Origin of the sequence: Streptomyces sp. CA2R106, assembly GCF_037034245.1 — a bacterium.
Classification (GTDB): Bacteria; Actinomycetota; Actinomycetes; order Streptomycetales; family Streptomycetaceae; genus Actinacidiphila.
Genome location: NZ_JBAGKC010000016.1, coordinates 78875 through 105610, shown reverse-complemented (window position 1 = coordinate 105610; position 26736 = coordinate 78875). Strand labels below are relative to the sequence as shown.

Here is a 26736-nt window from a genome sequence, read left to right as displayed (position 1 = left end):
CCTCCTCCCGCGCCCCCGCCCGAGGCCGCACCACAGTACGGGCTCAGGCTGCTCCGACGAAGCGGCCGGAGCGCGCGTCACCCTGCCGGGCCAGGGCGGTCAGGAGCTGAGCGCGCCCAGCGGGTCGTCCAGCACCGGCTGCCACGCCAGTTCCGCGGCGCCGACCAGCCCGTTGTGCTTGAGCTCGCACGCCAGCAGGGGCACGCTCCCGCTGCGTCCCCACAGGCTGCGGTCGGCGACCACGGCCCGCAGCCGGTCGGGGTCGGCGTCGAGCAGGTGGCCGTGGAGGCCGCCGAGCAGGATGCGGTCGGGGTTGAGCACGTTGACCAGCCCGGCCAGGCCCGTGCCGAGGCGGTCGATCAGGGTGTGCGCGGCGCCGCGTACGGCCGGGTCGTCGTACTCCGCGCGCAGCAGGTCGCGGCTCTGCTCCAGCAGCGAGACCTCCGGGCCGGCCGGGCGCCCGGCGGCCTCGAGGAAGGCGAGCGGGTCGGCCTCGACGTCGAGGCAGCCGCGCGAGCCGCAGTGGCAGGGGCGGCCGTCCGGCCGGACGGTCAGGTGGCCGACCTCCAGGGCGAGCCCGGAGCTGCCGGTGTGCAGGCGGCCGTCGAGCACCAGGGCGCCGCCGACCCCGCGGTGGCCGGAGGCGACCACCAGGAGGTGCTGGGCGCCGCGCCCGGCGCCGTGGCGGTGCTCGGCGAGCGCCGACACGTTGACGTCGTTGCCCACGAAGCAGGGCACCGGGCGGCCGGTGGGGCCGGTGATGCCGGCCTTGGCGACCTGCTCGGTGAACACGCGCCGCACGGGCGCGCCCGCCGGCCACGCCAGGTGCAGCGGGTTGAGCGCGGTGCCCTCGGGCTCGGCGACCGCGGACGGCACGGCGAGCCCCGCGCCCACGCACACCCGCCCGTGGGCGCGCAGCAGTTCCGCGCCGGCGGCGACGACCTCGCCGAGGACGTGCGCCGGGTCGGCCGGCACGGTCATGGAGCCGGGCGCGGTGGCCACGGTCCCGCCGCCGAGGCCGACCAGCGCGGCGCGGAACCCGTCGGCGTGCACCTGCGCGGCGAGCACGACCGGCCCCTCGGGGGCCACCTCCAGCCGGTGGGAGGGGCGGCCCTGGGCGCCGGAGGGCCCGGTCGGCCGGGTGTCGACCCGGATCAGGCCGAGTGCTTCGAGTTCGGCCGCGACGGCGCCTGCGGTGGCCCTGGTCACGCCCAGTTCGGCGGTGAGCAGGGCGCGGGTCGGGGCGCGGCCGGTGTGCACCAGGCCGAGCGCCGGACCGAGCGCGCCTCGGCCGCGCTCAAGCCTTGTCCGAATCTGTGTCACCAATCTATTCTCACTTTGTGCCGACGCTGAACAAAATAGGGACGGCGCTGTCCCGATCCCACCACACATTCGCCGCCGATCCGGGCCTGCGGGCCCTGCGCGTCGCGGTCACCGTCTTCTTCGCGGTCGACGGTTTCCTCTTCGCCGGGTGGGTGGTGCGCATCCCCGCGATCAAGGCCCAGGTCGGCGCCTCGGCGGGGCAGTTGGGGCTGGCCCTGCTGGGGGTGTCGGTCGGCGCCATCGCCACGATGGTGCTCACCGGGCGGCTGTGCCGCGTGTTCGGCAACGAGCGGGTGACCGTCGCGACCGCGGCCCTGCTGGCGGTGAGCGTGGCCCTGCCGCCGCGCACCCACTCCGCCCTCGCCCTCGGGCTGGTGCTGCTGCTGTTCGGCGCGTCCTACGGCGGCCTCAACGTCGCGATGAACAGCGTCGCGGTGGACCTGGTCGCCGCGCTGCGCCGCCCGGTGATGTCCAGCTTCCACGCCGCCTACAGCCTCGGCGGGCTGCTCGGCGCGGGCATCGGCGGCCTGCTCGCCTCGCACCTGTCGCCCGCCACCCATCTGATGCTGCTCACGCCGATCGGCTTGTTGACGGTCCTGTTCGCGGGGCGGGTGATGCTGGCGCACCGGATCGGCCACGCACGCGTGACGGCGCCCGCCGCCCGGGCCGAGGCCGCACCCCGTCCGGAGGCGGCCGGGTCTGCCGGGACCGTCGGGACCGGCAACAGCGGTACAGCGTACGGCGATACGGCGCACGGCGGAACGGTCCGCGCCGATCCGGTCCCCGGCGGGTCCGCCGGCGGCGGGCGGCGCACGACGGCGCCAGGGGCCGTACCGGAGGCCGTACAGCGAGCCGTGGCCGAGGCCGCGGCGGAGGGCCCACCGGCGCGGGCCGGTGCGCGCGGTGCGGCGGCCGGGCACCGGACCGCCCTGCTGGTCGCCGTGTTCGGCCTGATCGCGGCGTGCTCGGCGTACGGCGAGGGGGCGCTCGCCGAGTGGGGTGCCCTGCACATCCAGCAGGACCTGCACAACGGGCCCGGCGTCGCGGCCGCCGGCTACGCCTGCGTCACCTCGGCGATGACCCTCGGGCGGCTGTCGGGCACCGCGCTGCTCACCCGCCTCGGGCAGAGCCGCGCGCTGGTGCTCGGCGGCCTGACCGCCTGCGGCGGCATGCTGGTGGGCGCGCTCGCGCCGGTCACGGCGCTGGTGATGGTGGGCTTCGCGCTCACCGGGCTCGGTCTGGCGAACCTCTTCCCGACCGCCATCGCGCGTGCCGGGGCGCTGACGGGCGCCGGCGGGGTGGCCGCCGCCTCCACCCTCGGCTACGGCGGGATGCTGCTCGGCCCGCCCTCGATCGGCTTCCTGACCGACGCCGTCGGCCTGCCGACCGCGCTGACCACGGTCTCCGTGCTCGCCGCCGTCGCCGCGGTGATCGCCTGGTCGGTCCGGCACACCTCGCCGCCGCAGACGGCCTGACCTACGGAAACCGGGTCCTCGAAGGGCTCCCCCACGGCGGCGCGCGGTTGACGGGCGGCGCTGGAGCCGCACAATTCCCTTGTGGAGAACACCGAGTTCGTCGAGACGCTGCGCCGTGAGGGACCGCTGCTGGCCGGGGCGGCGCGGCGCGCGGGCCTGGACGCGCCCGTGCCCGCCTGCCCGGGCTGGCAGGTGCGCGACCTGCTGCGGCACACCGGGGCGGTGCACCGCTGGGCGGCCGGGTTCGTGGCCGAGGGGCGGACCGAGCCGGTCGGGATGGACGAGGAGGCGGCGCCGAGCGGCAAGGGCGCCGACGGCAGTGGGGACGACGGCGGCGAACTCGCCGACTGGTATCTGCGCGCGCACGCGCGGCTGGTGGAGGTGCTGGCCGCAGCCCCGGCGGACGTGGCGTGCTGGACCTTCCTGCCCGCGCCCTCGCCGCTGGAGTTCTGGGTGCGCCGCCAGGCCCACGAGACGGCCGTACACCGGGTCGACGCCGAGTCCGCCGCCGGCCTCGCCCCGGCGCCGATCGACCCTGCCTTCGCCGTGGACGGTGTGGCCGAGATGCTGCTCCGCTTCGAGCTCAAGGGCCGCAAGCGGGCGCGCAGTCCGCAGCCCCGCACCCTGCGGGTCCGTGCGGACGACGTGGCGGGGGACCCCGGCTGGACGCTGCACTTCACCCAGGAACCGCCCCGCGCCGAGCGCGGCGGCCCGGACGGCCCAGCCGACTGCGAAGTGAGCGCGCCCGCCGCCGAGTTGTACCTCGCCCTGTGGAACCGCCTCCCGCACGACCGCCTCACCCTGCGCGGCGACCGGTCCGTCATGGACCTGTGGCACGCCTCGGGCGCCGCGTCCTGAGCCGCGCCTTGAGGAGCGGAAGCGGGACGGGCCCGGCGGGACGGCTCAGGACTTGACGAGCATCCGCTCCAGGACGGCGCGGTGGTGGGGGCGGGCCTGCTCGTAGCGCCTGCGGCCGGCCGCGGTGATGGCGACCTTCACCCCGCGCCGGTCCTCGCTGCAGGTGCCGCGGTCGACCAGGCCCTCCTTCTCCAGGCGGGCCACCAGCCGGGACAGCGCGCTCTGGCTGAGGTGGACGCGGTCGGACAGCTCCTGCACGCGGAAGGAGCAGCCGTCCTCCGCGTCGCCGGCCAGTACGTCCAGCACCTCGAAGTCGCTGGCGCCGAGTCCGTACTGATGCAGCTCGCGGTCGATCTCACAAGCCGTACGGGCGTGAACAGCGAGGATGTCCCGCCATTCCTGCACGAGCGCGCGCTCACCCTTGTCGCCGGTCATGGCGCCACGGTAGCAGAAAACGGACGATTATGCACGAGCAATTAATGCGCTTGCATTGGATGCGTATGCATGTACTCTTCTCGGCATGACCTCTCCGTCATTGCCGTCCCCTACCGTCCCCCGCCACGACGAGCGATGGAGCGCCCTGCAATGGGGCACCCTCCTCGTGCTGTGCGCCGCGCTCTTCCTCGACGCCCTCGACGTCTCGATGGTCGGCGTCGCGCTGCCCTCGATCGGCAGCGACCTCCACCTGTCCACGTCCTCGCTGCAATGGGTCGTCAGCGGCTACATCCTCGGCTACGGCGGCCTGCTGCTCCTCGGCGGCCGCGCGGCCGACCTGCTCGGGCGGCGCCGCGTCTTCCTGATCGCGCTCGCGGTCTTCGCCGTCGCCTCGCTGCTCGGCGGCCTCGTCGACTCCGGCGACCTGCTGATCGCCACCCGCTTCGTCAAGGGCCTCAGCGCCGCGTTCACCGCGCCCGCGGGCCTGTCCATCATCACCACGAGCTTCGCCGAGGGCCCGGTCCGCAACAAGGCGCTGACCATCTACTCCAGCTGCGGCGCCACCGGCTTCTCGATGGGCCTGGTGCTCTCCGGCTTCCTCACCGAGGCCGGCTGGCGCTGGACGATGCTGCTGCCCGCGCCCGTCGCCGTGGTGGCCCTGGTCGCCGGGCTCAAGCTGATCCCCAAGTCGCCGCGCGAGAAGGCCGGCGGGCGGGGCTTCGACCTCCCGGGCGCCGTCACCGGGGCCGGGGCCATGCTGCTCCTGGTGTTCACCGTGGTCTCCGCGTCGTCCGCCGGGTGGGCCTCCGCCCGCACCCTCGGCTCCTTCGCCGCGGTCGCCGCCCTGCTCGCCGCGTTCACCGCCATCGAGCAGCGCTCGTCCCACCCGCTGGTCCGGCTCGGGGTGCTCCGCGACTCCCGGCAGGTGCGCGCCAACCTCGGCGCCGCCACCTTCTTCGGGTCCTACGTCGCCTTCCAGTTCCTGGTCACGCAGTACCTCCAGAACATCCTCGGCTACAGCGCCATGCAGACCGCGCTGGCGTTCCTGCCCGCGGGCTCGCTGGTGGCGATCCTGTCCACCCGGATGGGGCCGGTCGTCGACCGCTTCGGCACCCCGCGGGTGATCGCGGCCGGCTTCACCTCCCTGGTCATCGGCTACGTCCTGTTCCTGCGGCTGAGCCTGCACCCCAGCTACGCGGCCGTCATCCTGCCGTCGATGCTGCTGCTGGGCGCCGCCTTCGCCACCGCCTTCCCGGCGCTGAACATCCAGGCGACCAACGGGGTGCGCGACGAGGAGCAGGGCATGGTCTCCGGGCTGCTGAACACCTCCTTCCAGGTCGGCGGCGCGATCTTCCTCGCCGTGGTCACCGCGGTGGTCACCTCCGGCGCGAGCGGCCACGCCGCCAGCCCGCAGGAGACCCTCGACAGCTACCGGACCGGCCTGTGGGTCGTCACCGGCGTCGGCTTCGCCGGGCTGCTGCTGACCCTGAGCGGGCTGCGCCGGCGCCGTCCCAGCTACGGCATCCTCGTGGCCTCCTCCGAGACCGAGGCGGCCCGCGCCGCCGAGGACGACGGCAGCCGGGTGACCGTACGCGACTGACCCGCAAGACCGTACGCGACCGAACCACCGGAGCGTCCCCACGGACGTCCCGGCACGACCGGCCGGCCCCGCGCGAGGAGGGAACGCGCGGGGCCGGCCCGTTGTTGTCACCGGCGGCCGACCGCCGGGCGCAGCACGCGCCTTCGGGGGAACGCGGCCGGACCGTACGCCGTCTACCGCCGTGCCGGCGCCATGGGCAAGGGGCGGGCGGCGCGAGCGCAGGGGGAGGCGGACATGAGGAACACCGGGAACAGGGCCGGCAGCGGCGGGCACGGGCTGACCGGGCGCCGGACCCAGGCCGAGCGCGAGGCCGCCGCGGTCGAGGCGATGTACGCCCTGGCCACCGCCGCGGTGCTCGGCGCGGCCGGGTTCGTGGTGGCGGCCGCGCCGGTGCTGGCGGGCGCGGTGCGCGACACGTGGCTCGGGGCCGCGGCGGTCCTGGCGGCCGGGCTGTTCTTCGGCCGGGTCGTGCTCACCCTGCACCGCTTCGAACGCCGCACCCGGCAGCAGCGCCGGGCCGCGCCGCCCGCACCGGCGCTCCTCCCGCGCGGCTACGGCGGCGGCCCCGGCGACACGGCCGCCCCTGACACGGCTGCCCCTGACACGGCCGCGCCGCTCGTACCGCTGGTCACCCCGCACCGGCCGCGGCGGGTGGTGCGGCAGGCCGCCCGCAGCGGCGGCGAGCGGCGGGCCGACCGGCCCGGCTGAGCACCCGCCGGCCCGGCCCCCCCGCGCGTCCGGTCAGGTGCGGTCGACGGCGTCCAGCGCGCGGCGGGCGAGGGAGTGCGTACGCACCAGCTCGGCCAGCGACCGCTTGCCGCGGGTTATCCCGGCGAACGCCCGCCAGGCCGGCGGGAAGGTGGTGAGCGCCGCGTGCAGCAGCCCGGGGCGCCGCTCGAACAGCGCCAGCATCCGCCGCCCCACGCCCATCTCGACGCCCAGCCCCGCCTTGACCGCGAAGGCGTAGTTGAGCGCCTGGCGGCGCGCGTCCACCGCGTCATGGGCCTCGGCGATCCGCACCGCCCACTCGCCGGCCAGCCGGCCGGAGCGCAGCGCGTACGAGATGCCCTCGCGGGTCCAGGGCTCCAGCAGCCCCGCCGCGTCGCCGCAGACCAGCACCCGGCCGCGGGAGAGCGGCGAGTCGTCGGCGCGGCAGCGGGTCAGGTGCCCGGAGGAGACGCTCGGCTCGAACCCGGCAAGGCCCAGCCGGGCCACGAAGTCGTCGAGGTAGCGCTTGGTGGCGCCGCCGTCGCCGCGCGCGGAGATCACGCCCACGGTCAGCGAGTCGCCCTTGGGGAAAACCCAGCCGTAACTGCCCGGCAGCGGGCCCCAGTCGATGTGCACCCGGCCGGCCCAGTCCTCCGCGACCGACGCGGGCACCGGGATCTCCGACTCCAGGCCCAGGTCGACCTGGTCGAGCTTCACCCCGACATGTGCTCCTATCCGGCTGGCACTGCCGTCGGCGCCGACCACCGCGCGGGCGTAGACGGTCTGCTCCTCGCCGCGCCCGGCCCCCGCGCTGCCGGTCACCACGACCGCGACCGTACGGCGGTCGGGCACGCCCGGGCCGTGCTGCTCCACCCGGGAGACGGTCACCCCGGTGCGCACCTCGGCGCCGGCCTCGCGCGCGGCGTCCACCAGCCCGGCGTCGAACTCCGGCCGGTTGATCAGGCCGAAGAGCATCTGGCGCGAGCGCTTGGTGCGGGTCAGCCGGCCGTTGAGGCTGAAGGTCACCGCGTGCACGCGGTCGCGCAGCGGGAGTTCGAAGCCCGGTGGCAGCGAGTCCCGGGACGGCCCGATGATGCCGCCGCCGCACGTCTTGTAGCGCGGCAGCTCGGCCTTCTCCAGCAGCAGGACCCGCCGGCCGGTCACTGCCGCCGCGTGGGCCGCCGAGGCGCCCGCCGGTCCCGCGCCGACCACCACGACGTCCCAGACCGGCTCGGTCCCGTCGTTCTCCGCACTGCTGCCCTGGGCCGGCTGCTCACCGCTCACGTCGTTTTCGCTCCCGCTCGCCACGCTCGGCTGTCCTCGCTGTTCAGCGCTGTCCGCAAGCATCCTATTGCGCCCGTGGCCCAGGGCTCGCTGTGGCACCATCGGCAGCGGCCCGCCGGCCCCGGCGGGGGCGCCGGTCTGCCGGTGCCTGTCACGCTTTGCCGGCGTTCGTCCGGCCGTGCCGCCCGTCCCTACCAGGAGCGTTCATGTCGTCAGATCCGAAGTCCGAGGCCCCGCAGCCGTCCGAGCCGCAGGCTGAGCCGTCCGGCCCGCTGGCCGGCACCGTCGCGTCGCTGATGCCCCGCGCCAGGACCGAACTGGCCGAGCTGGTGTCCTTCGCGTCGGTGGCCGACGAGCGGCAGTACCCGCGCAGCGAGTTGCGGAAGGCGGCGGACTGGATCGCGGCGGCGCTGACCGCGGACGGCTTCGAGGACGTCGCCCTGCTCGACACGCCGGACGGCACCCAGTCGGTCTACGGCCTGCTGCCCGGCCCGGCCGGCGCGCCCACGGTGCTGCTGTACGCGCACTACGACGTGCAGCCGCCGCTGGACGAGGCGCAGTGGCTGTCCCCGCCGTTCGAGCTGACCGAGCGGGACGGCCGCTGGTACGGGCGCGGCGCGGCCGACTGCAAGGGCGGCCTGCTGATGCACCTGACCGCGCTGCGGGCGCTTCGCGCGCACGGCGGTGTACCGGTCAACGTCAAGGTGATCGTGGAGGGTTCGGAGGAGCAGGGCACCGGCGGCCTGGAGCGCTACGCCGAGGCGCACCCCGAACTGCTCACCGCGGACGCCATCGTCATCGGCGACACCGGCAACTTCCGGGTCGGCCTGCCCACGGTCACGGCCTCGCTGCGCGGCATGGCGATGGCCGAGGTGCGGGTGTCCACCCTCGCGGGCAACCTGCACTCCGGGCAGTTCGGCGGGGCCGCCCCCGACGCGCTGGCCGCGCTCATCCAGATGCTCGCCTCGCTGCGCGACGCCTCCGGCGCGACCACCGTGGACGGCCTGGACAACACCGGCGAGTGGACCGGACTGGCCTACGAGGAGGCCGACTTCCGCAAGGACGCCAAGGTGCTCGACGGGGTCGGCCTCGTCGGCGGCGGCGCCATCGCCGACCGCCTGTGGGCCCGGCCGGCCGTGACCGTCCTCGGCATCGACGCCCCGCCGGTGGTCGGCGCCACCCCGTCCGTCCAGGCGGAGGCCGGCGCCCTGGTCAGCGTCCGGGTGCCGCCCGGCACCGACGCCGCCGAGGCCGCGGAGGCGCTGGAGAACCACCTGCGCGCGGCCGCGCCGTGGGGCGCGAAGGTGCGGGTGGAGCGGCGCGGCAGCGGCCAGCCCTTCGCCGCCGACACCGCCAGCCCCGCGTACGCCTCGATGTCCGCGGCCATGCGGGAGGCGTACGGCCAGGAGATGGCGATCGCCGGCCAGGGCGGTTCGATCCCGCTGTGCAATACCCTCGCCACCCTCTACCCGTCCGCCGAGATCCTCCTCATCGGCCTCAGCGAGCCGGACGCGCAGATCCACGCGGTCAACGAGAGCGTCTCGCCGCAGGAACTGGAGCGCCTGGCCCTGACCGAGGCGCTCTTCCTGCGCCGCTACGCCGCCGCCCGGGCGAACTGACCCGTCCGCGCTCCCGCGGCGCGCCCGGCACCCGCGGAACGGGGCCGGGCGCGGCGCGGCCGGTCGGCGGCCGGTCAGCGGGCGGGCTGGCCGGCGGCGAGGTTGAGGGCGCGGCCCTGTTCGCGGGCGCGCAGCGCCCAGCGCAGCCGGTCCAGCCGGATCGGGGGCAGCAGTCCGGCGGCCTCGTCCTCGGTGACGAAGCGCCAGCCGCGCAGTTCGGTGTCGGGCAGCAGCAGCCGGCCGATGTCGGACGAGGGCATCCGGCCGCCGTCGAAGAGCAGGCGCAGCCCGCCGTGGCCCGGCGGCTGGGGCGGTTCCCAGTCCACGACGAGCAGTTCGAGGCCGCCGGTCAGCTCGATGCCCAGTTCCTCCGCGACCTCGCGGTGCCCGGCCCGGACCGGCGACTCGCCGCGCTCGACGATGCCGCCGGGGAACTCCCAGCCGGGCTTGTATGTCGGGTCGACCAGCAGCACGCGGTCGGCGTCGTCGAAGAGCAGGACACCCGCGGCCACCGTCTCCGCGCGCGGCTCGGGCGTCTGCACGATGCCGCACACACCCTCGCCGCGGCCGACCGCCTCGGCGACGGCCACCGCGGTCTGCCGCGGGTCGAGCCCCGCGGTGTCGACGACGTACGCGTCGCCGGTCAGCCAGGGCAGCGCCGCGGTGTAGTCGGCGATACGGTCCAGTGCCCAGCGGCGGGCGGCGTCGTCGGCGCCCGGCTCGCCGGGGTGTTCGGCCCGGGCGGTGATCCGGGCGCGCAGGATCGTTTCTCCCGGGTCGAGCAGGATGTGCCGCACCTCGATGCCGCGGGCCGCGAGCGCGCCGAATATCTCGTCGCGGTGCTCCTGGCGCAGCAGCGTCATCGGTGCGACGAGCACCCCGCCGACCTCGGCGAGCAGCGAGGCCGCGGTCTCCACCACCAACCGCCGCCAGATCGCCAGGTCCTGGTAGTCGGTGGCCTCCTGGAGCCGCTTCTCCGGCAGCAGTCGGCGCAGGCACTCGCCGAGCACCTCGGGCTCGTACAGGGTGCTCTCCGGTACCAGGTCCAGCATTTCGCGCGCCGCGCCGGACTTGCCGGCGCCGAACGCCCCGTTCACCCAGATGATCACGGTGCCCCCTTCTCCGTAGACCCCTACGAATTGCCCGGAACTTCGGGCCCGGCAAACGCGCCCGGTCACGTGGTGAGACCCGCCCGGTCCACCGCGCGCCCGCGCAGGGCCGGCGCACGGTGTCCGGCGCGCCGTCGGAAGAGCGGTCAGAACAGGGCCTCCGGCAGCGGGGGAGGGGAGCGCAGCGGCGCGGTCGGGGCCGGGGCGGACACCGCCGGGTCCTGGTCGGCGGCAGGACGGCGCAGCGGCCAGCCCGCCGCCAGCCGCGCGTCGAAGAGCAGCGGGCCGCCGGGCGTGTCCAGGTACACGTCGTGCCCGGCGACCGCGCGGACCGTGCCGGCCAGGGCGTGCCCGGGCAGCAGCGCGGTGACCTCGGCGGCCGGGGGAGGGGGCGGCGGGTCGGCGGCGAGCCCGAACAGCCCGGCGTGGTCCACGCAGCGCGGCTCCGCGAGGGCGAGCGCTTCCGGCAGCCGGTCGCGCAGGGCCGTGACCCGCGCGTGCAGCCGCGCCACTTCCGCGGCGCGGTCCGCCGGGCCCGGCAGCCGGTGCCGGGCCGCCCGTTTGGCCGGGTCTGCGACCCGGTCCGGCACGCCGAGGGCGGCGCCCAGCACCGATTCGGTGCGGCGTGCCGCCATCAGGGGGCCCTCGCCGAGGAAGGCGAAGCACACCGCGGCCTGCTCCAGCAGACGCAGCCGCCCGCGGGCCGCCGCGGTGATGCCGACCTTGAGCAGGCCGGGCCCGAAGTACGCCAGGTACACGCGGTACGGCCGCGGGTCGTCCGGCACGGTGTCCGCGGCCACCGACGACCTGCGGTCCAGCGCCCCGCACTCCTCGCACTGGTCGCGCCGCGCGGCCGGCGGCAGTTCGGCGCCCCGCGGGCAGGGGACGGCGCGGTCCGCGCGCCACACGCCCGCGCAGCGCCGGACCGCGGCGGCGTCCAGCGCCAACCGCAGCTCGGCGCCGAGCGGCAGCGGGCTCGCACGCCGGCCGTACGAGGGGTGCCACCACGTCCAGCGGGCGCCCTCCTCCCGCCAGCCCATGCCTGTGCTCCGCCACATGCCTCCACGGTAGGGCGAGGGTGTGACAACGCCGCCGGCCCGCCGGACGACAACGCCGCCCGCCTCCCGCCCTCCTGCCGGACGACAACGCCGCCCGCCCGCCGGACCGGCCGCCTCCTCCCTGCTCACGGGAGGCGGCGGCCGGTCCGGCGCTCACTTCTGCGGTGCATGCCCGCGGCTGCGGTGGGGCGGGGTCGGGCCGCTCGGGCCGGTCGCGTCCGGCGGGCCCGGCGGGCGGTCAGGCGACCGAGGCGACGGCGAGTTCCGGGGCCGCGGTCGCCGCGGTCTCCTCCAGCGGGACCGTGACGGACCGCAGCGGGACGAGCTTCGGCTGCTGGGTGGGCGTGCGCAGCACGAACCACACCACCTTGCCGCTCTCGTCGGGCAGCAGGTCGGTGCCCCAGCTGTCGCACATCGCCTCGACCATCGCCAGCCCGCGGCCGGTGGTGGCGGTCGGCTCCATCGGCTGGAGGTGCGGCAGCCGGGTGTCGTGGTCGGTGACGGCCACGGTGAGGCGGCCGGGCACCAGGGTGAGCTGCACCGCGCACTGCTTGTCCGGACGCGCGTGCCGGTGCACGTTCGCCAGCAGTTCGCTGATGCCGGTGGAGGCCGCGTCGACGAGCGACTCCACCCGCCAGTAACGCAGTTGGGCCGACACGATGCGGCGGATCTGCTGGATGCGGTACGGATGCGCCTCGAGTTCGAGTGCGCACTCATGGCGTACCGGGTCGGTCTGGTCGGATTGCATGATCACGGCTGCGACTCCCTCCGCGGTGGGGCCGGCGCCCTGCGGGGCCGGGATGCACCGCTCCGATGGGAACACTTGAGCGGGAATGCGTAGAGTGACTGCGGCAGTACTCCGTGATGCGTAATCAGGTTCACCCGTTGTGGGGGCGGGCGCAACTCGGAGTCTTACGGCGCCTTTACCGCCCGCCCGTCCGGAGCGCCCCCGCACCCGCGGCCCGCCGGCGCGGCCCCGGCGCTACCAGGCGGCCGCGGCCTGCCGCAGCCGGTCCTGGACGCGGCGCACGTCGGGATGGGTGTCGGCGCCCGGCCGCCGGACGAGGAAGAGGGTGTTCAGCGGCGGCTCCGCTGGGTCGTGCAGGAGCGCCAACCGGCCCGTGTCCAGGTACTCCTGGCACAAGGAGCGAGGCAGCACGCTGTATCCGGCGCCCGCGTTCACCGCCGACAGCACCGCGTACAGGTTCGGCACGGTGACCGCCGGGCGGGCGCCGAGCGGCCGGCCGAAGACGGTGCGCCAGTAGCGCCGCACGATCGGCAGGTCCTCGGCGTACGCCACCAGCGGGACCTCGCGCAGCGCCGCGCACAGGCCGTCCCCGCCGGTGCGCGGCGGCAGGCGCCCGGCCCAGGCGGGGGCGGCGACCAGGACGTACTCCTCGTCGGCGAGCGGCACCGACTCCAGGGCCCGGCCGCGCGGGCGCCGGGTGGCGATCACCAGGTCGTGCCGGCCCGAGCGCATCTCCTCCAGCAGCGGTTCCGGCAGCCCCTGGGCGACCCGGAGCCGTACGCCGTCGGCCGTCAGCGGGGCCAGCGCGGGCAGCACGCGTACGCACAGCAGCTCCGACGGCCCGGCCAGCCGGACCGGCGCGGCCACGGCGCCGGTCTCCGCCAGCGCGGCCAGGGCGTCCAGCGGTCCGGCCGCCTGCCCGGCCAGCTCGTGCGCGTACGGCGTGGGCTGCGCGCCGCGCGGCAGGCGGGTGAACAGCTCGCGGCCGGTCTGCTGCTCCAGGGCGCGGATCTGCGCGGTCACCGTGGGCTGGGAGAGCCCGAGGCGCGGCGCGGCCGCCGTGAAGGAGCCGGTCCGGTACACCGCCAGGAACGTCCGCAGCAGGTTCAGGTCCGCGTGTGGCGGCAGCTGCTTGCCGTCGGCCGGTATCGGGTGCCCCATGGCCGCCACCGTAACAATCGGCGGCATCGGAGTTCCGATGGCGGACATCGGCGGACCGATTGGTTGCCGGATGGCGTTTCGGCCTACGGTCGAAGAGGCAGCCCGTCGGCCCCGGCGCCGACGCGGGCGGCGGCCGCCCCGGCCACGGCGGCGGCAGCAGACGGCACATCGAGGACACGGGAGAGACACGTGGCGAAGATTCTGTTCGTGATGACCGGAGCCGACCGGTGGACGCTGGCCGACGGCACCGCCCACCCCACCGGCTACTGGGCCGAGGAGGCGGCGGTCCCGTACGAGATGTTCCGGGCCGCCGGCCACGAGATCGCCGTCGCCACCCCGGGCGGCGTGGTCCCGCCGGTGGACGGCGCGAGCCTGGCGCCCGCCGTCAACGGCGGCGCGGACAACGCCCGCCGGGTGCGGGACATCCTGGACGGCGCCCCGGAGTTCGCGGCGCCGATCGCCCTGGCCGACGCGGATCTGGAGGGCGTCGACGCGGTCTACGTCCCCGGCGGCCACGGCCCCATGGAGGACCTGGCGGTCGACGCGGACTCCGGGCGGCTGCTGACCCGGGCCCTGGAGCGCGGCCTGCCGGTGGGCGTGGTCTGCCACGGCCCGGCCGCGCTGCTCGCCGCCGTACGGCCGGACGGCACCAACGCCTACGCCGGCCACCGGATCACGGCCTTCACCAACGCCGAGGAACGCCAGGGCGGACTGGCCGACCAGGCCAGGTGGCTGCTGGAGGACCGGCTCAACGCGGCGGGGGTGGAGGTCTCGGTCGGCGAGCCGTGGGCCCCGCACGTCGAGGTCGACCGCAATGTCGTCACCGGCCAGAACCCGGCCTCCTCCGGCCCGCTCGCGGCCGAACTCCTCAAGAAGCTCTGACCGCGCCGCGCCGCGCCGAGAACCGCTGAGCCAGCCGCGCTGACCGAGCCGCCGCCGGCCGAGAACCGCTGACCCACCGCACGACCGCGAAGGACCCCGTCATGACCACGCAGAACGCGATCAACTGGCCCGAGAAGTACCTGCCCGGCACCGGCGACAACTTCGTCTCCAACGAAGTCGTCGTCAGGGGCGTGACCGCCGCGCAGGTGTGGCGCCTGCTCACGGACACCTCCACCTGGGAGTCGTACTACGACAACGTCGCCGACATCTCCTTCCCCGACGGCGGCGGCCCGGTGCTCGCGGACGGCCGGGACTTCCGCTTCGGCACCTTCGGCTTCCCGCCGCTGGCCGCCCGGGTCGTGGAGTTCGCCGCCCCCGCGGCGGGCACGCCCGGCCGGCTGTCCTGGACCGCCCGGCAGGACGGCGGCCCCGATGAGCGGCTCGACGTGCTGCACGCGTGGCTGGTGGAGGACCTCGACGGCGGGCGGGTCCGCGTCCTGACGCAGGAATCCCAGATCGGCCGGCCCGCCGCGGAACTGGCCGGGCAGGTGCCGAACCCGATGCTCAACGGCCACCAGGCGTGGCTCGACGGACTTCTCCGCGCCGCCGCACGGTGACAGCCCGCCGCACCGGGGCGTACCTTGCCCGGCACGGGGCCGACCGGGGCGCCGCCGGACGGGCAGGGGGAAGCGCCAGGTGGGCACGGTAGCCGTGGGCGGGGTCACCATCGGGTACGACGACAGCGCCGGGGAGGGAGACGCGCCCGGCGGCGGCAGCACCGGGCCGGTGCCGCTGCTGCTCGTCCACGGGCACCCCTTCGACCGCACGATGTGGGCCCCGCAGGCCGCCGCGTTCGGCGCCGCGCGCCGGGTGGTCGTCCCCGACCTGCGCGGCTACGGCGCGAGCACCGTACAGCCCGGCCGCACCGGACTCGACGTGTTCGCGGGCGACCTCGCCGCGCTGCTCGACGCGCTCGGCATCCCGCGGGCCGTGCTGTGCGGGCTGTCCATGGGCGGCCAGGTGGTGCTGGAGTTCCAGCGCCGGTTCGCCGGGCGCGTGGCCGGGCTGGTGCTCGCCGACACCTTCGCGCAGGCCGAGACCGAGGCCGGCCGCAAGGAGCGGTACGACCGGGCCGCGGTGCTGGAACGCGACGGCATGGCGGCCTACGCGCACGGCGTGCTGGACTCGATGGTCGGCCCCGCGACCGTACGCGACCGCCCCGAGGTGGCCGCGCACGTGCTGCGGATGATGCTCGGCGCGCCACCGCTGGGCGCCGCGGCCGCTCTGCGCGGCCGGGCCGAACGCCCCGACTACACCCCGACGCTGGCCCGGATCGCGGTGCCCACGCTGGTGGCCGTCGGGCGCGACGACGTCTTCACACCCGTCTCCGACGCGCGGTTCCTGCACGAACACATCGCCGGCTCGCGGCTGGTGGTCGTCGAGGGCGCCGGGCACCTGCCCAACCTGGAGCAGCCCGCCGCCTTCGACGCCGCGCTGGCCGACCTGCTCGCGGCCGTCGACGCGGCAGCCGACGGGGCAGCCGACGGGGCCGGGCCGGGCGGGAGTTGACGGGCCGCGGCCCGCCGCCGGTGTGAGGAAGGACGGAATCGGCCGCCGCCACTGGCTTTCGGCACCTGCGCGTGCTCGAATCGTTGCATGGACAACCAGACGGCCGGGCCCGCGGCGGACGCCGCGCCCGGCCCCGAGGACGGCCGCGGCACGCCGGTCGGGCGGCGGGTGGTGCTGGGCATGCTCGGCCTCGGCGCCGCGGGCGTCGCGGTCGGCGGCGCCGTGCAGGGCCGGCTCGACTCGATCCTCGCCTCGGTCAGCGCGAAGGACCCGACCGGGGTGACCGGACTGCTGCCCGGCGGTGGCGGTTTCCGGTTCTACTCCGTCTCCGACTCCATCCCGCACCGCGGCGAGAGCGACTACCGGCTGACCGTCGGCGGCCTGGTGGACCACCCCGCCTCCTACGCGCTCGCCGACCTGCGCGCGCTGCCCCAGGTGCGGCTGGTGCGCGACGTGCAGTGCGTCACCGGCTGGCGGGTGCCGAAGACCGCGTTCTCCGGGGTGCGGCTGTCCACCCTGCTCGACGCCGCGGGCGTGAAGTCCCCCGGCGCCGCGGTGCACTTCACCTGCTTCGACGGCGTCTACACCGAGAGCCTCACCCTCGCCCAGGCCCGCCGCAGCGACATGCTGGTGGCCCTGACCATGAACGACAAGCCGGTCACCGCCGCCCACGGCGGCCCGGTGCGCCTCTACGCGGCCCCGATGTACTTCTACAAGTCCGCGAAGTGGCTGTCCGGCATCACCGTCACCGAGCACGTGCAACGCGGCTACTGGGAGCAGTACGGATATGACGTCGACGGATGGGTCGGAAAGTCCAACGGCCGCCATGACGCGCCGACGTCGTGACCGCCCGGCCCCGCCGGGCACGGTACGGCGCTTCACCCGCGCCGAGACCTGGGTGCACCGCACCCTGAACACCCTCATGGCGGTCTGCGTGGCCAGCGCCGCCTGCCTGTACTTTCCGCCGCTCGCCGAGATCGTCGGCCGCCGCCGGCTGGTGGTCACCGTCCACGAGTGGTCCGGCATCCTGCTGCCGGTGCCGCTCCTGCTCGGCCTCGCCTCGCGCGCCTACCGTGCCGACACCCGGCGGCTGGGCCGGTTCTTCCCGCACGACCGGGCCTGGCTGCGCACCGCCCTGCGCGAGCGGCGCCGCGACCGGCTGCACGCGGGCAAGTTCAACGCCGGCCAGAAGCTCTACGCGGCCTTCGCCGTCGGCGCGGTCCTGGTCATGCTGGGCACCGGGCTGCTCATGTGGTTCCCGCGGCTGAGCCCGCTGGTGTGGCGCACCGGCGCCACCTTCGTGCACGACTGGCTCGCGCTGCTGGTGGCCGCCGTCATCACCGGGCACGTCTGGTTCGCCGCCGCCGACCCCGAGGCGCGCCGCGGCCTGCGCACCGGCCGGGTGGAGCGGGCCTGGGCCCGCCGCGAGCACGCCCTGTGGCGCACACAGCCGCCCGCCCCGGGCGAGGGCGCGCAGGACCGGGCCGAGGACGCCCGCTGACGGTGCTCCCGCCGCACCGCGCGCCCCCAACTGCCCTGGTTCCGCCGCCCGTTCCGTTCCGTTACAGCCAGGACACCGTACGGCCGCCGGACAGCCACCGGGGTTTCGCCGCCCGCACCTAGCGTCACCGCATGACCACGTCGCAGTTGACGAGCCGAGGGGCCGCCGGGCCGGCCGAGCCCGAGGCGCGGTCGACACCGCCCGCCGCCCCGCCCGAGCCCTACCGTGCCCGCCGCCGGCTGCGGCTGCGGCTGACCGGCCCGGGCCTGCTCGGCGCCCGCGCGGCGCTGGCCGTCCTGCTACTCGCCGCCCTGTGCGCCACCGCCGTGATCGGCGCGGTCACCGTCCGCGGCGACACCTCGCGACTGCGCACGACGGTGTCCGAACGCGCCGCCGTCGCTGCCCAGTTGAGGTTCGCGCTGGCCGACCTCGACGCCCAGCACGCCGACACCCTCGCGCCCGGCATGTCCGCCGACGGCAGCGGCGCCTACGTCGGCAACCAACTCGAAGCGCTCATCACCGCCCAACAGCGGCGCACGGAAGTCAGCGACGCGCTAAGGCAGTTGAGCGGCGACAGCGCCCACAGCGACCAGATGGGCGCACTCCTCGACGGACTGAGCCGCTACGACGACCTCAGCGGCCGCGCCGCCTTCGTCGACGAGCAGTCGCCCGACCGCCTGGCCGGCCACCCGCCCGCCGTCACCGTGGCCATGAACGCCCAAGCCGGCGCCGTCATGACGCAGACCCTGCTGCCGACGGCCGACAAGCTCGCGGCGGACTACCGGCAGCAGGCCGGCCGCGCCGCCGCGAAAGTGCACACCGACACCCGCCGCTGGATCGCCGTGGTCGGCGCGCTCGGCGCCGCCGCCCTGCTCTTCCTGCTGTGGTGGCAGCGCGAACTGGCCCGCGCCTACCGGCGGTTGCTCAGCCCGCCGCTGGTCGCCGCGACCGCCGCGGTGCTCGCGGTGTGCCTGGCCGGCACCGTCGCCCTCAGCTCCGGCGCGGGCGCCGCGGGCACCGCCGACAGCCAGGGGCTGCGGCCCTGGTCCCGGCTGGCCGAGGCGGGGGCGGTGGCCGCGCAGGCGGCCGCGGCCGAGAGCCGCTGGTTCGTGCAGGGCGACGACCTCGGCCGCAGCGACGCGGCCCGCTACACCGCCCTCACCAAGCGCCTCGACACCCTGCTGGCCCCCGACGGCTACGCCACCGCCGCCGAGCGCCCCGCCTACGAGGACGTCCTCACCCGCTACCGCCGCTTCCGCGCCGACGACACCGCGCTGCGCCGCCTGAAGGACGCCGGGCGGACCGACGAGGCGGCGGTGCTGCTGACCACCGTCGGCCGCGGCGACATCGCCTTCGACTTCTGGGACTTCGCGACCACCCTGGACCAGCTCGCCGCCCGCCGCCTCGACGACTTCGCCCACCACGCCGGCGACGCCCGCGGCGCCCTCGGCGGGTGGCCGGCCGTGCCGGCGGGCGCGCTCGGCGCCGCCGCGGCGCTGGTACTGCTGGCGGTCCGGCCGCGGCTGGCCGAGTACCGTTGAGCGACGGCCCCGGGCCCGCCCGGCACCCCGGTTTTCCGGGCCGCTGCCGGAGCCCGCGCCACCGGGCGCCGCACGAACGTATATTGGATCGAAGCCGTACCGCCTGGGGGAGGCGTGCAGCCCGGCACCTCACCCCGGCCGTCCTGGACGAGATGAGAGCCCGCCCGATGACCACAGACTCCGCGCCCACCCCGGAAGGGGAGTCGTCCATCCCGGACGAGGTGTGGGAACAGTTCCTCTCCGACAACGAGCGGGACATCCGCGCGTCCGCGCCCAAGGAGCCGTCCGCGCGCGCCCGGATCGTCGCGCGCCGGCTGCGGGAGCAGCAGGAGCAGGCCGCCGCGCAGGGCGGTCGGCGGCGCCGCGGCCGGCGCAGGACCGCGGCCGCACCGGCCGACACCTCCTGGCGGACCGGCCGCACCGACGAGGGCGACCGGCGGACGCTGCGCCGCGGCCGGCTGCGCGGGGTGGCCGCTGTGCTGCTGCTCGTGGTGGTCCTGCTGGTGGTGCTCTCCCCGAGCCACGCGTGGTCGCTGGTCACCGGCAACGGCTGAACCGGCAGCGGCTGAACCCGCTGCGGCCGCGGCCGGCCCGGCGGCCATCCGGCCCGCGCGCCGCCGCGGTCAGTCGGCGGCGGGCGGGGCGGGCTCGCCGGCCACGATCAGGTCCGGCAGGTGCTCGGCGATCTCCTCGCGCAGCACCTCGGGGATGCCCGCGTCGGTGACCAGGGTGTCCACGTCCTCCAGGGCGGCGAAGGAACTCAGGCCCACCGTGCCCCACTTGGTGTGGTCGGCGATCACCACCACGCGCCGCGCGGAGCGGACGAACTGGCGGTTGGTCTCGGCCTCCGCGAGGTTCGGCGTGGACAGCCCCGCCTCCACCGAGATGCCGTGCACGCCCAGGAAGAGCAGGTCGAAGTGGAGCGACTGGATCGCCCGGTCCGCGACCGGCCCGACCAGCGTCTCGGACAGCGTCCGCATCCCGCCGGTGATCACCACGGTCGCCGCGCCGGCGCCGTGGGCGCCGCCGGCCGTGCGCTGCCCGGACTGGAAGACGTCCGCGACCCGCACGGAGTTGGTCACCACCGTCAGGTCCGGCACGTCCAGGAGCTGCTGGGCCAGTGCGTAGGCGGTGGTGCCGCCGGCCAGCGCGATCGCGGCGCCCGGCGGCACCAGGGTGGCGGCCGTCCGCGCGATCGCCTCCTTCGCGCCCAGCTCCAACCCGGACTTCGCCTCGAACCCCGGTTCGTGGCTGCTCGGCTCCACCACCGGCACCGCGCCGCCGTGCACCTTCTCCACCACGCCTTGGCGGGCCAGCGCGTCCAGGTCGCGGCGGACCGTCATGTCGGAGACGTTCAGCCGGCGGGTCAGCTCGTTGACCCGCACACCGCCGCGCCGCCGGACCTCGTCCAGGATCAGGGCCCGGCGCTGCTCCGCGAGCAGGTTCTGGTTGTCGCTCACCCGTGACCTCGTCCCGTCCGTGAGGTTGTCCTATGGGCCGACCGCTTATCTTAGGCCGACTCCACCGCCGGGTCAGCCGTCACGTCAGGTTGGGGAGATCTTCGGGGTACAGCAGCTGGAGTTCGTCGTGGGTGGGATCGTCGACGTGCGCCATACGGACCGCGTGCCGCTCGATCATGCCCTCGAAGGTCTGGCGCGCGGTACGGCCGTTGCCGAAGGCGGGACCCTTGGGGATCGCGCTGAAGTACTTCAGCAGCGCCTCGGCGGCGTCGTCGCCGAGCCGGTACTGGTGCTCGGTCGCCTGCGCCTCCACGATCTGCAGCAACTCCTGCGCGGTGTAGTCGCCGAAGGTGATCGTGCGGGAGAAGCGGGACGCCACACCCGGGTTGGAGGCGAGGAACCGCTCCATCTCGGCGGTGTAGCCGGCCACGATCACCACGACCGCCTCGCGGTGGTCCTCCATGAGCTTCACCAGCGTGTCGATCGCCTCGCGCCCGAAGTCGCGCCCGGCGTCCTCCGGTGCGAGCGCGTACGCCTCGTCGATGAAGAGCACCCCGCCGCGCGCCCGGTCGAACGCCTCCTGGGTGCGGATCGCGGTCGAGCCGATGTGCTCGCCGACCAGGTCGACCCGGGCGACCTCGACCAGGTGCCCGCGCTCCAGGACGCCGAGCGACGCCAGGATCTCCCCGTACAGCCGCGCCACCGTGGTCTTGCCGGTGCCGGGGGAGCCGGTGAAGACCAGGTGGCGGCGCGGTGAGGGCGCCTTGAGCCCGGCCTGCTCCCGGCGCCGCCCGACCGAGATCAGGTCGATCAGGGTGCGCACCTCGCGCTTGACGCTGTCCAGGCCGACCAGCGCGTCGAGGTCGCCGAGCACCACGTCGCTCTCCCGCGTGGCCACCCGCACCGGCGCGTCCTGCGGCGGCACCTCGGCCGGCCGCTGCGCCGGGACGCCGCCCAGCAGGCCGTACGACTGCGTGCCGGTGCTCAGCGCCCGAGCCGGCGGCGTACCGTCCGCGGCGGACCCGCCGGCGGTGTGCGCCGCGGACGGTACGGGCGCGGGCAGGTCGTCGGTCGCGGCGCGGTCGCTGGTGCAGTCCTCGGTGACCGGGCCCGGCTCGGCGAACTCGTAGCCGCCGCGGGCGCACCGCTCGGTGCGGCAGCGGGTCAGGTGGGAGCGGCAGCCGTCGATGATGTGGAAGCCGAAGCCGCGGCTGCCGACCACCCGGCAGCCGGTGAAGGCGCCGCGCCCGCCGGCCGAGACGTACACCCCGGCCTCGGCGGGGTTGGTGACGGTGCAGCGCTCCAGCGCCGGGTCCGCGCCCTTGGTGACGATCACCCCGGTCGCGGTGTCGTCCACGGTCACCTGGGAGAGGGTGCCGCCGCTGCCGTGGTCGCGGAACCACGCGCCGGTGGCCGCCTCCTTGATCCGGCAGTCGTCCAGCTGCACGCTGGCGCCGTCGCTCACCGACACCGCGGTGTTGCGGATCTGCGTGAAGTCGCTGTCCACGACGTCCGCGCGCGAACCGCGGTCCAGCACGAACAGCGCGTCCGGCACGTCGTGCACCCGGCAGGAGTCCAGTATCGTCACCGCGCCGTCGCTCACCCACACCGCCGGGTAGTCGCCGGTGCTGTCGTGGATCTCGCACTGGTTGGCGTCCGCGCGGGTGCCCGGGTCCCAGACCGACAGGCCGTTGCGGCCGAAGCCGCGGATCGTGCTGCGGGTGAGGGTCAGCACCGAACGGGCCCGCAGGTCCACCGCGTTCTCGGGGATGTCGTGGATGACGCAGTCGGACATCGCCAGCACCGCGTCGGTGTCCAGGGTGATGCCGTCGCCGGTGGTGCGGTGCACCTGGCAGTCGGTGAACTGCCCGCTGCCCTGCGCCGACAACTGCACGCCGGTGCCCCGGACTTCGAAGACCTCGCAGCTCACCGCCTCCAGCGAGCTGCCCTCGCCGGTGACCGACAGGCCCGCGCCGGTGGCGTGGTGGACCCGGCAGCGCTCCAGCCGCGGGGTCGCGCCGCCGCGCACCGCGAAGCCGTTCTGCCCGGCGGAGACCACCTCGCACTCCTCGAACAGGCCGCCCGCGTCCTCCAGCAGGCTCACCCCGACCCCGGCCGGGTTGTCCACGGTGCAGCGCCGTACCGTCGGCCGGGCGCCGTCGCGCACCTCCAGGCCGACCGCCGAGCGGGTGCTGATCCGCACCCCCGACAGCTCCGGGGCGCCCGCCTCGACCAGCAGCGCGGCCGACGTGACGTCCTGGCACTCGACCACCAGGTCCTGCACCAGCGCGGCCCCCCGCAGCGTGAGCGCCACCCCCGAGGTGGGGGCGAGCCGCACGGTGCCGGGCCCGTCCGCGCAGCGCAGCGTCACCGCGCGGTCCACCAGGAGGTTCTCCCGGTAGGTGCCGGCACCCACCGAGAGCACGTCGCCGTCGCCGGCCGCGTCCAGCGCGGCAGCAAGGGTCTCGTACTCGCCTGTGCGGCGGCGCCACCGAGAACTGCTCGGATTGGTCACCTGCACCACGCCATGTGCCATCGGGCTGCTCAGCCCCCACCCTCTTGCGTCGCCGACCGGGGATCAAACCGTAGCGCGGCCGGAGGCATGCTGGTGACGCGCGGCCACCCGGTGGACATCGTAACGGGCTTGCGGCAGCGCGCCGGTGGGCGGTTTCGCGCCCCCGCGGACGGGTCAGCCGCCGGCGCCGGCGCGGCCCCAGTCCTGGCCGACCCGGGCCCACTCGCGCGCCCAGGACTCCAGCCGGCGCAGCATCAGCCGCCACATCAGCAACTGGCGGGAGAGAACCAGCAGTCCGGCCGCGGCCGACCCGGCGGCGACCCCGGCGAGCACCGCGTGCGTGCCGGCGGTGGCGGAGTCCAGCGGCGGCGGCGCCAACCTGCCGGCGCGGTCGGTCCAGACCTTGATCCGGCCCTGCTGGAGCACCTCGATGTCGGAGGAGACCGTGGCGGTCCGCGTGCTGCCGTCGGGGCCGGTCCAGCGCAACTGCTCGGTGGGACGCGTCTTTGAGCCGGACGCCTTGTCGCGCGCGAGGGTCGCGGTCACCAGGGTGCGCTCGGCGTGCTCGGTGGCGACCTCGTGGCTCAGCACGCGGCCGACCGATCTGTCCGCCCACCAGCCCAGCAGCGGTGTCGCGCACAGGGCGACGGCGAAGAACAGCGCGAGCCATGTCTCGACCACGTCCGTGCGCCGGCGCAGCGGATTGCGCCGCCAGCGCCATCCGCGCACGGTGCCTGTCGTGCGACCCTTCATCGGCGGCCACCCCCTTCACACCCATCAACTACCGCAACCGGCGCGGTTCAATGCACGCCCTTTCCGCGGGGGTGCGGAAAAGGCGGGTGGAACGTCAGTCCACCACGCTCAACGCGTCGCCGACGTGCAGGGTTCCTGACGACTCGGGCACGAGGTTCTGGCCGAAGACCAGCCGGCCGTCGAGGTTGCGGTGCCGGCCCAGGGAGCGCAGCGGCTCGCGGCCGCGGACGCCGGTGCGCTGGTCGGTGGTGGTGATCACGCACCGCCCGCAGGGCTTGGGCACGCGGAAGACGACCTCGCCGATCCGGACCCGCTTCCAGCCGTCCTCGGCCCACGCGGCGGTGCCGTCCACGACGGCGTTCGGCCGGAACCGGTCCATCGGCAGCGGGCCCTCCTTCGCCCGGTCGCCCGCGGCGATCAGCTCGTTGAGCGCGTCGAGCGACGCGGTGGTGGTGACCAGCAGCGGGAAGCCGTCGGCGAGGCTGACGGTCTCGCCGGGCACGGCGTACTCGGGCGCGATCGGCCGGCGCAGGTCGGGCCGGTCGAGGTGGACCAGCCGCACCGGGGTGCCGAGGTAGCCGGTGAACCACCGCGCGGCGGCGTCGCCGGCGGCGCGCACCTCCAGCGATCCGGCGAAGATCCGCGCGGTCTCCAGCGGGCCGGGCGGCGGCACGTCGACATGCAGGGGCGCCCGGCCGGGTGCGGACAGCCGCAGCCCGCCGCGGTCGTCGAGCGCGGTGTCCACCAACGCCAGCCGGGCGTCCTCACGTTGCGTGACCGCCTTGCCGGTGGCGGCGTCGACCAGCATCCAGCGGCGGTCCCCCGCGAGCCCCCACGGCTCCACGACCGCCGCCGGCGTGCTGGTGGCACGCATCGACTTGACCGGGTAGAGGTGCAGCGCGCTGACGGTGGGCATGGTCATGCGACCATCGTGCCATCCGGTCAGCTGCCGCCCGCAGCCCGGCCTGCTGTTGGGCTCAGCCCTGGTAGTAGCCCCCTCCGGGCTGTGCCGGCGGGACGCCGAGGCCGAGGTTGCGGCGCTGGTAGTTCTCCTCCGGGTGCCCGACCGGGCCCTGCCGGGGCGCCATCGGCCGCGGGGGTGCCGGGCGGGCCGCCTGGTAGCCGGACGGCGACGCCTGCTGCGGTTGCGCAGGGTAGCCGCCGTAGCCGTTGGCCGGCGCCGGGCGCTGCATGGCGGCCTGCTGCGGCGCATATGCCGCGGGCTGCTGCTGGTAACCCCCGCCCTGGTACCCGCCCGGCCCCTGCTGGTGCTGCGGCTGGGGCTGCTGGTGTTGCTGGCCCATCTGCCCCGCCGGGGCCGAGGGGCCGGCCGGCAGCGCCGGGAGCGCGGCGGGCAGGGCAGGCAGATTCCCGCTGCTGCCAAAGGAGTTGTAGCCGCCGGAGTCGTACGAGGGGTACGGCGCGGGCACGCGGATGGGGGCGATCTGCGGGGTGCCGCGCTCGGCCACGAGGCTGTCGTAGATCGGGGTGTCCGGGAAGGACGCAGACGAAGGGTAGTAGCTGCCGTAGCCGCCACCGTACGAACCGCGGGGGGTGGTCATGGGCCATAAGTTAAGCCCACGATGTGGTCGTTGGGGAGACCGATTGGATGGTTGTTTTGCGTGCTGTGAGTGACCTTGGTTCATTAATACGAGCGAATCCCCGGAAAACGGTCACCATCTCAGGATGTGATCAGGTAAAAGCCTCGTTTCCCGGGTGTGCCGCGCGGGTGCTCCGCCGCTCCTGACGATACGTCAACAAGCCCGCACGCAGGGCGGAGAGCGCCGGACGGTACGGTTGAGGAGGCGGTCGCGCGGCCGTACGGCCACGCCGTACGCCGCCGGTCCGCCGTGCCCTCACGCCTGCGCCGGTCCACCGCCTCCGCACGCCCGCCCGCCGTCACACGGTCGCGTCGGGCTTCGCGTAGGTGCGGCCCTTCCACGCCGCGCCCCGGCCGCGGTAGTGCTGCACCGCCGAGTCCACCGTCATCAGCAGGTACAGCGCCGCGGTGTACGGCAGCAGCGGGGCCAGCGCCCACGGCTGGCCGTAGTAGCGCAGCATCGGCAGATAGGTCCCCGCCATCACCGCCCACGCCGCCGTGCCCAGCACGCACAGCGGCCACGCGCCCGCGACCGCCCCGCCGACCGCCGCGACCGGCGGCACCAGGTAGATCAGCGCCAGCCCCAGCACGGTCCCCGCCAGCACCAGCGGATTGTGCCGCAGTTGGGCGTACGCGCTGCGCGCCACCATCCGCCACAGCTCGGCCAGGTCCGGGTACGGGCGCACGCTGTCGACCTGCTCGGCGAGCCCGAGCCAGATCCGCCCGCCGGACCGCTTCACCGCGCGGGCCAGCGCCACGTCGTCGATCACCGACTGCCGGATCGCGTCCGGCACGTCCGCCGCCTTCGCCGCGGACGCCCGCAGCAGCACGCACCCGCCGGCCGCGGCCGCGGTCCGCCCGCGCGGGCGGTTGATCCAGCGGAAGGGGTAGAGCTGCGCGAAGAAGTACACGAACGCCGGGACGATCAGCCGCTCCCACCCCGTCTCCACCCGCAGCCGGGCCATCTGGGAGACCATGTCCAGGTCCTCGCCGACCGCCGCCTCCACCAGGGCCCGCAGGCTGCCCGGGCGGTGCGCGATGTCCGCGTCGGTGAGCAGGAAGTACTCCGCGCCGGTGCGCTCACCGGCCAGCGCCATCCCGTGCCGCACCGCCCACAGCTTGCCGGTCCACCCCTGCGGCGGCTCGCCCGGGGAGGTCACCGTCAGCGGCAGCGCGCCCGGCCGCGCGCCCAGCTCCCGGGCCAGCTCGCCGGTGCCGTCCGTGCTGCCGTCGTCCACCAGGAAGACCTCCGCGCGGCCCGGGTACTCCTGGGCGAGCAGCGAGGACAGGCTGATCCCGATCACCTCGGCCTCGTCCCGCGCCGGCACCACCACGGCCACGTCCGGCCACGCCCGCACCGGCGCGCGCCCGCCGCCCCGCGGCAGCCGCACGTCGGTGCGCCAGAACCCTCCCTGCCCCGCCAGCAGCCACACCCACGCCACCAACGACACCCCTGCGATCCCAGTCATCACGCTCACCCCCGCAGTCTGCCCGAGTTCCCGCCCGGCGCCCGCGCGGGGCACCTCCTGCGGCGCGC

Annotated in this window: 25 protein-coding genes; 12 read left to right on the top strand and 13 right to left on the bottom strand. The window is 75.6% G+C overall.

Annotation, left to right across the window (positions count from 1 at the left end; all coding sequences use genetic code 11):
• Positions 1 to 99: 99 nt before the first annotated feature.
• Complete coding sequence (locus tag WA788_RS22335; protein ID WP_335980027.1) at positions 100 to 1323, bottom strand: ROK family protein; 1224 nt, start codon at positions 1321 to 1323, stop codon at positions 100 to 102.
• Positions 1324 to 1340: 17 nt separating this feature from the next.
• On the opposite strand from WA788_RS22335, the gene WA788_RS22330 reads away from it, so the two are divergent.
• A complete protein-coding gene (locus WA788_RS22330) occupies positions 1341 to 2798 on the top strand; it encodes an MFS transporter (RefSeq protein WP_443034080.1) in 1458 nt (485 codons plus the stop codon).
• 81 nt (positions 2799 to 2879) lie between these two features.
• Positions 2880 to 3656 carry a maleylpyruvate isomerase family mycothiol-dependent enzyme gene (locus tag WA788_RS22325; protein WP_335980025.1) on the top strand — a complete coding sequence of 259 codons (777 nt, stop codon included), beginning with the start codon at positions 2880 to 2882 and terminating at the stop codon, positions 3654 to 3656.
• Positions 3657 to 3701: 45 nt separating this feature from the next.
• On the opposite strand, the gene WA788_RS22320 is transcribed toward WA788_RS22325, so the two are convergent.
• Complete coding sequence (locus WA788_RS22320; protein WP_335980023.1) at positions 3702 to 4091, bottom strand: MarR family winged helix-turn-helix transcriptional regulator; 390 nt, start codon at positions 4089 to 4091, stop codon at positions 3702 to 3704.
• 85 nt (positions 4092 to 4176) lie between these two features.
• On the opposite strand from WA788_RS22320, the gene WA788_RS22315 reads away from it, so the two are divergent.
• Both WA788_RS22315 and WA788_RS22310 read left to right on the top strand, forming a co-directional pair.
• The gene (locus WA788_RS22315) at positions 4177 to 5691 is read left to right on the top strand and encodes an MFS transporter (RefSeq protein ID WP_335980020.1); all 1515 of its coding nucleotides are present in this window, start codon (positions 4177 to 4179) and stop codon (positions 5689 to 5691) included.
• Between the two features lie 234 nt (positions 5692 to 5925).
• Positions 5926 to 6399, top strand: coding sequence for a DUF6332 family protein (locus tag WA788_RS22310; RefSeq protein ID WP_335980017.1), 474 nt, complete (start codon positions 5926 to 5928; stop codon positions 6397 to 6399).
• A gap of 33 nt (positions 6400 to 6432) precedes the next feature.
• On the opposite strand, the gene WA788_RS22305 is transcribed toward WA788_RS22310, so the two are convergent.
• Positions 6433 to 7746 (bottom strand): geranylgeranyl reductase family protein, encoded by a 1314-nt coding sequence (locus tag WA788_RS22305; protein ID WP_335980015.1) that lies wholly within the window; start codon positions 7744 to 7746, stop codon positions 6433 to 6435.
• Positions 7747 to 7889: 143 nt separating this feature from the next.
• Here WA788_RS22305 and WA788_RS22300 point away from each other — a divergent pair, with 143 nt between their 5' ends.
• Complete coding sequence (locus WA788_RS22300; RefSeq protein WP_335980013.1) at positions 7890 to 9302, top strand: dipeptidase; 1413 nt, start codon at positions 7890 to 7892, stop codon at positions 9300 to 9302.
• 74 nt (positions 9303 to 9376) lie between these two features.
• Here the strand turns inward: WA788_RS22300 and WA788_RS22295 are convergent, their stop codons facing one another.
• From WA788_RS22295 to WA788_RS22280, 4 genes are all read right to left on the bottom strand, one after another.
• Positions 9377 to 10411 (bottom strand): NUDIX hydrolase, encoded by a 1035-nt coding sequence (locus WA788_RS22295; protein WP_335980012.1) that lies wholly within the window; start codon positions 10409 to 10411, stop codon positions 9377 to 9379.
• 146 nt (positions 10412 to 10557) lie between these two features.
• Positions 10558 to 11469 (bottom strand): DUF2797 domain-containing protein, encoded by a 912-nt coding sequence (locus WA788_RS22290; protein WP_335980010.1) that lies wholly within the window; start codon positions 11467 to 11469, stop codon positions 10558 to 10560.
• A gap of 238 nt (positions 11470 to 11707) precedes the next feature.
• Entirely contained in the window at positions 11708 to 12217 is a 510-nt protein-coding gene (locus WA788_RS22285; RefSeq protein ID WP_335980139.1) for an ATP-binding protein, read from the bottom strand.
• Positions 12218 to 12451: 234 nt separating this feature from the next.
• The gene (locus tag WA788_RS22280; protein WP_335980008.1) at positions 12452 to 13378 is read right to left on the bottom strand and encodes a LysR family transcriptional regulator; all 927 of its coding nucleotides are present in this window, start codon (positions 13376 to 13378) and stop codon (positions 12452 to 12454) included.
• A 189-nt stretch (positions 13379 to 13567) separates the two neighbouring features.
• Here WA788_RS22280 and WA788_RS22275 point away from each other — a divergent pair, with 189 nt between their 5' ends.
• From WA788_RS22275 to WA788_RS22245, 7 genes are all read left to right on the top strand, one after another.
• Positions 13568 to 14260 (top strand): type 1 glutamine amidotransferase domain-containing protein, encoded by a 693-nt coding sequence (locus WA788_RS22275; protein WP_335980006.1) that lies wholly within the window; start codon positions 13568 to 13570, stop codon positions 14258 to 14260.
• A gap of 101 nt (positions 14261 to 14361) precedes the next feature.
• Positions 14362 to 14877 (top strand): SRPBCC family protein, encoded by a 516-nt coding sequence (locus WA788_RS22270; protein WP_335980005.1) that lies wholly within the window; start codon positions 14362 to 14364, stop codon positions 14875 to 14877.
• A 79-nt stretch (positions 14878 to 14956) separates the two neighbouring features.
• Positions 14957 to 15829: an alpha/beta fold hydrolase gene (locus WA788_RS22265; RefSeq protein ID WP_335980003.1), complete on the top strand. Its 873-nt coding sequence runs from the start codon at positions 14957 to 14959 to the stop codon at positions 15827 to 15829.
• 87 nt (positions 15830 to 15916) lie between these two features.
• Positions 15917 to 16675 (top strand): molybdopterin-dependent oxidoreductase, encoded by a 759-nt coding sequence (locus WA788_RS22260; RefSeq protein ID WP_335980001.1) that lies wholly within the window; start codon positions 15917 to 15919, stop codon positions 16673 to 16675.
• A complete protein-coding gene (locus WA788_RS22255) occupies positions 16656 to 17330 on the top strand; it encodes a cytochrome b/b6 domain-containing protein (protein WP_335979999.1) in 675 nt (224 codons plus the stop codon). The genes WA788_RS22260 and WA788_RS22255 overlap by 20 nt, the downstream gene beginning before the upstream one ends.
• Positions 17331 to 17461: 131 nt before the next feature.
• Positions 17462 to 18871, top strand: coding sequence for a hypothetical protein (locus WA788_RS22250; RefSeq protein ID WP_335979997.1), 1410 nt, complete (start codon positions 17462 to 17464; stop codon positions 18869 to 18871).
• A gap of 167 nt (positions 18872 to 19038) precedes the next feature.
• A complete protein-coding gene (locus WA788_RS22245) occupies positions 19039 to 19425 on the top strand; it encodes a hypothetical protein (protein ID WP_335979995.1) in 387 nt (128 codons plus the stop codon).
• Positions 19426 to 19494: 69 nt separating this feature from the next.
• Here WA788_RS22245 and WA788_RS22240 read toward each other — a convergent pair whose 3' ends face one another.
• The 6 genes from WA788_RS22240 to WA788_RS22215 all read right to left on the bottom strand — a co-directional run bounded on the left by WA788_RS22240 (position 19495) and on the right by WA788_RS22215 (position 26668).
• A complete protein-coding gene (locus tag WA788_RS22240) occupies positions 19495 to 20331 on the bottom strand; it encodes a DeoR/GlpR family DNA-binding transcription regulator (protein ID WP_335979994.1) in 837 nt (278 codons plus the stop codon).
• A 79-nt stretch (positions 20332 to 20410) separates the two neighbouring features.
• On the bottom strand, positions 20411 to 22867 hold the full coding sequence (locus tag WA788_RS22235) for a right-handed parallel beta-helix repeat-containing protein (protein WP_335979992.1): 2457 nt from the start codon (positions 22865 to 22867) through the stop codon (positions 20411 to 20413).
• A 153-nt stretch (positions 22868 to 23020) separates the two neighbouring features.
• Positions 23021 to 23599, bottom strand: a complete 579-nt coding sequence (locus WA788_RS22230) for an Rv1733c family protein (RefSeq protein WP_335979991.1) — start codon at positions 23597 to 23599, stop codon at positions 23021 to 23023.
• 94 nt (positions 23600 to 23693) lie between these two features.
• Positions 23694 to 24521: an MOSC domain-containing protein gene (locus WA788_RS22225; protein WP_335979989.1), complete on the bottom strand. Its 828-nt coding sequence runs from the start codon at positions 24519 to 24521 to the stop codon at positions 23694 to 23696.
• Positions 24522 to 24576: 55 nt separating this feature from the next.
• The gene (locus tag WA788_RS22220) at positions 24577 to 25161 is read right to left on the bottom strand and encodes a DUF6643 family protein (protein WP_335979988.1); all 585 of its coding nucleotides are present in this window, start codon (positions 25159 to 25161) and stop codon (positions 24577 to 24579) included.
• A 337-nt stretch (positions 25162 to 25498) separates the two neighbouring features.
• Positions 25499 to 26668, bottom strand: coding sequence for a glycosyltransferase (locus WA788_RS22215; protein ID WP_335979986.1), 1170 nt, complete (start codon positions 26666 to 26668; stop codon positions 25499 to 25501).
• Positions 26669 to 26736: the final 68 nt, after the last annotated feature.

Excerpts from the sequence above, each read along its gene's own strand:
- WA788_RS22320 (WP_335980023.1), bottom strand. The coding sequence starts at position 4,091 with ATGACCGGCGACAAGGGTGAGCGCGCGCTCGTGCAGGAATGGCGGGAC.
- WA788_RS22315 (WP_335980020.1), top strand. The coding sequence starts at position 4,177 with ATGACCTCTCCGTCATTGCCGTCCCCTACCGTCCCCCGCCACGACGAG.
- WA788_RS22310 (WP_335980017.1), top strand. The coding sequence starts at position 5,926 with ATGAGGAACACCGGGAACAGGGCCGGCAGCGGCGGGCACGGGCTGACC.
- WA788_RS22305 (WP_335980015.1), bottom strand. The coding sequence starts at position 7,746 with ATGCTTGCGGACAGCGCTGAACAGCGAGGACAGCCGAGCGTGGCGAGC.
- WA788_RS22300 (WP_335980013.1), top strand. The coding sequence starts at position 7,890 with ATGTCGTCAGATCCGAAGTCCGAGGCCCCGCAGCCGTCCGAGCCGCAG.
- WA788_RS22290 (WP_335980010.1), bottom strand. The coding sequence starts at position 11,469 with ATGTGGCGGAGCACAGGCATGGGCTGGCGGGAGGAGGGCGCCCGCTGG.
- WA788_RS22285 (WP_335980139.1), bottom strand. The coding sequence starts at position 12,217 with ATGCAATCCGACCAGACCGACCCGGTACGCCATGAGTGCGCACTCGAA.
- WA788_RS22280 (WP_335980008.1), bottom strand. The coding sequence starts at position 13,378 with ATGGGGCACCCGATACCGGCCGACGGCAAGCAGCTGCCGCCACACGCG.
- WA788_RS22270 (WP_335980005.1), top strand. The coding sequence starts at position 14,362 with ATGACCACGCAGAACGCGATCAACTGGCCCGAGAAGTACCTGCCCGGC.
- WA788_RS22260 (WP_335980001.1), top strand. The coding sequence starts at position 15,917 with ATGGACAACCAGACGGCCGGGCCCGCGGCGGACGCCGCGCCCGGCCCC.
- WA788_RS22255 (WP_335979999.1), top strand. The coding sequence starts at position 16,656 with ATGACGCGCCGACGTCGTGACCGCCCGGCCCCGCCGGGCACGGTACGG.
- WA788_RS22250 (WP_335979997.1), top strand. The coding sequence starts at position 17,462 with ATGACCACGTCGCAGTTGACGAGCCGAGGGGCCGCCGGGCCGGCCGAG.
- WA788_RS22245 (WP_335979995.1), top strand. The coding sequence starts at position 19,039 with ATGACCACAGACTCCGCGCCCACCCCGGAAGGGGAGTCGTCCATCCCG.
- WA788_RS22235 (WP_335979992.1), bottom strand. The coding sequence starts at position 22,867 with ATGGCACATGGCGTGGTGCAGGTGACCAATCCGAGCAGTTCTCGGTGG.
- WA788_RS22230 (WP_335979991.1), bottom strand. The coding sequence starts at position 23,599 with ATGAAGGGTCGCACGACAGGCACCGTGCGCGGATGGCGCTGGCGGCGC.
- WA788_RS22225 (WP_335979989.1), bottom strand. The coding sequence starts at position 24,521 with ATGACCATGCCCACCGTCAGCGCGCTGCACCTCTACCCGGTCAAGTCG.
- WA788_RS22220 (WP_335979988.1), bottom strand. The coding sequence starts at position 25,161 with ATGACCACCCCCCGCGGTTCGTACGGTGGCGGCTACGGCAGCTACTAC.
- WA788_RS22215 (WP_335979986.1), bottom strand. The coding sequence starts at position 26,668 with ATGACTGGGATCGCAGGGGTGTCGTTGGTGGCGTGGGTGTGGCTGCTG.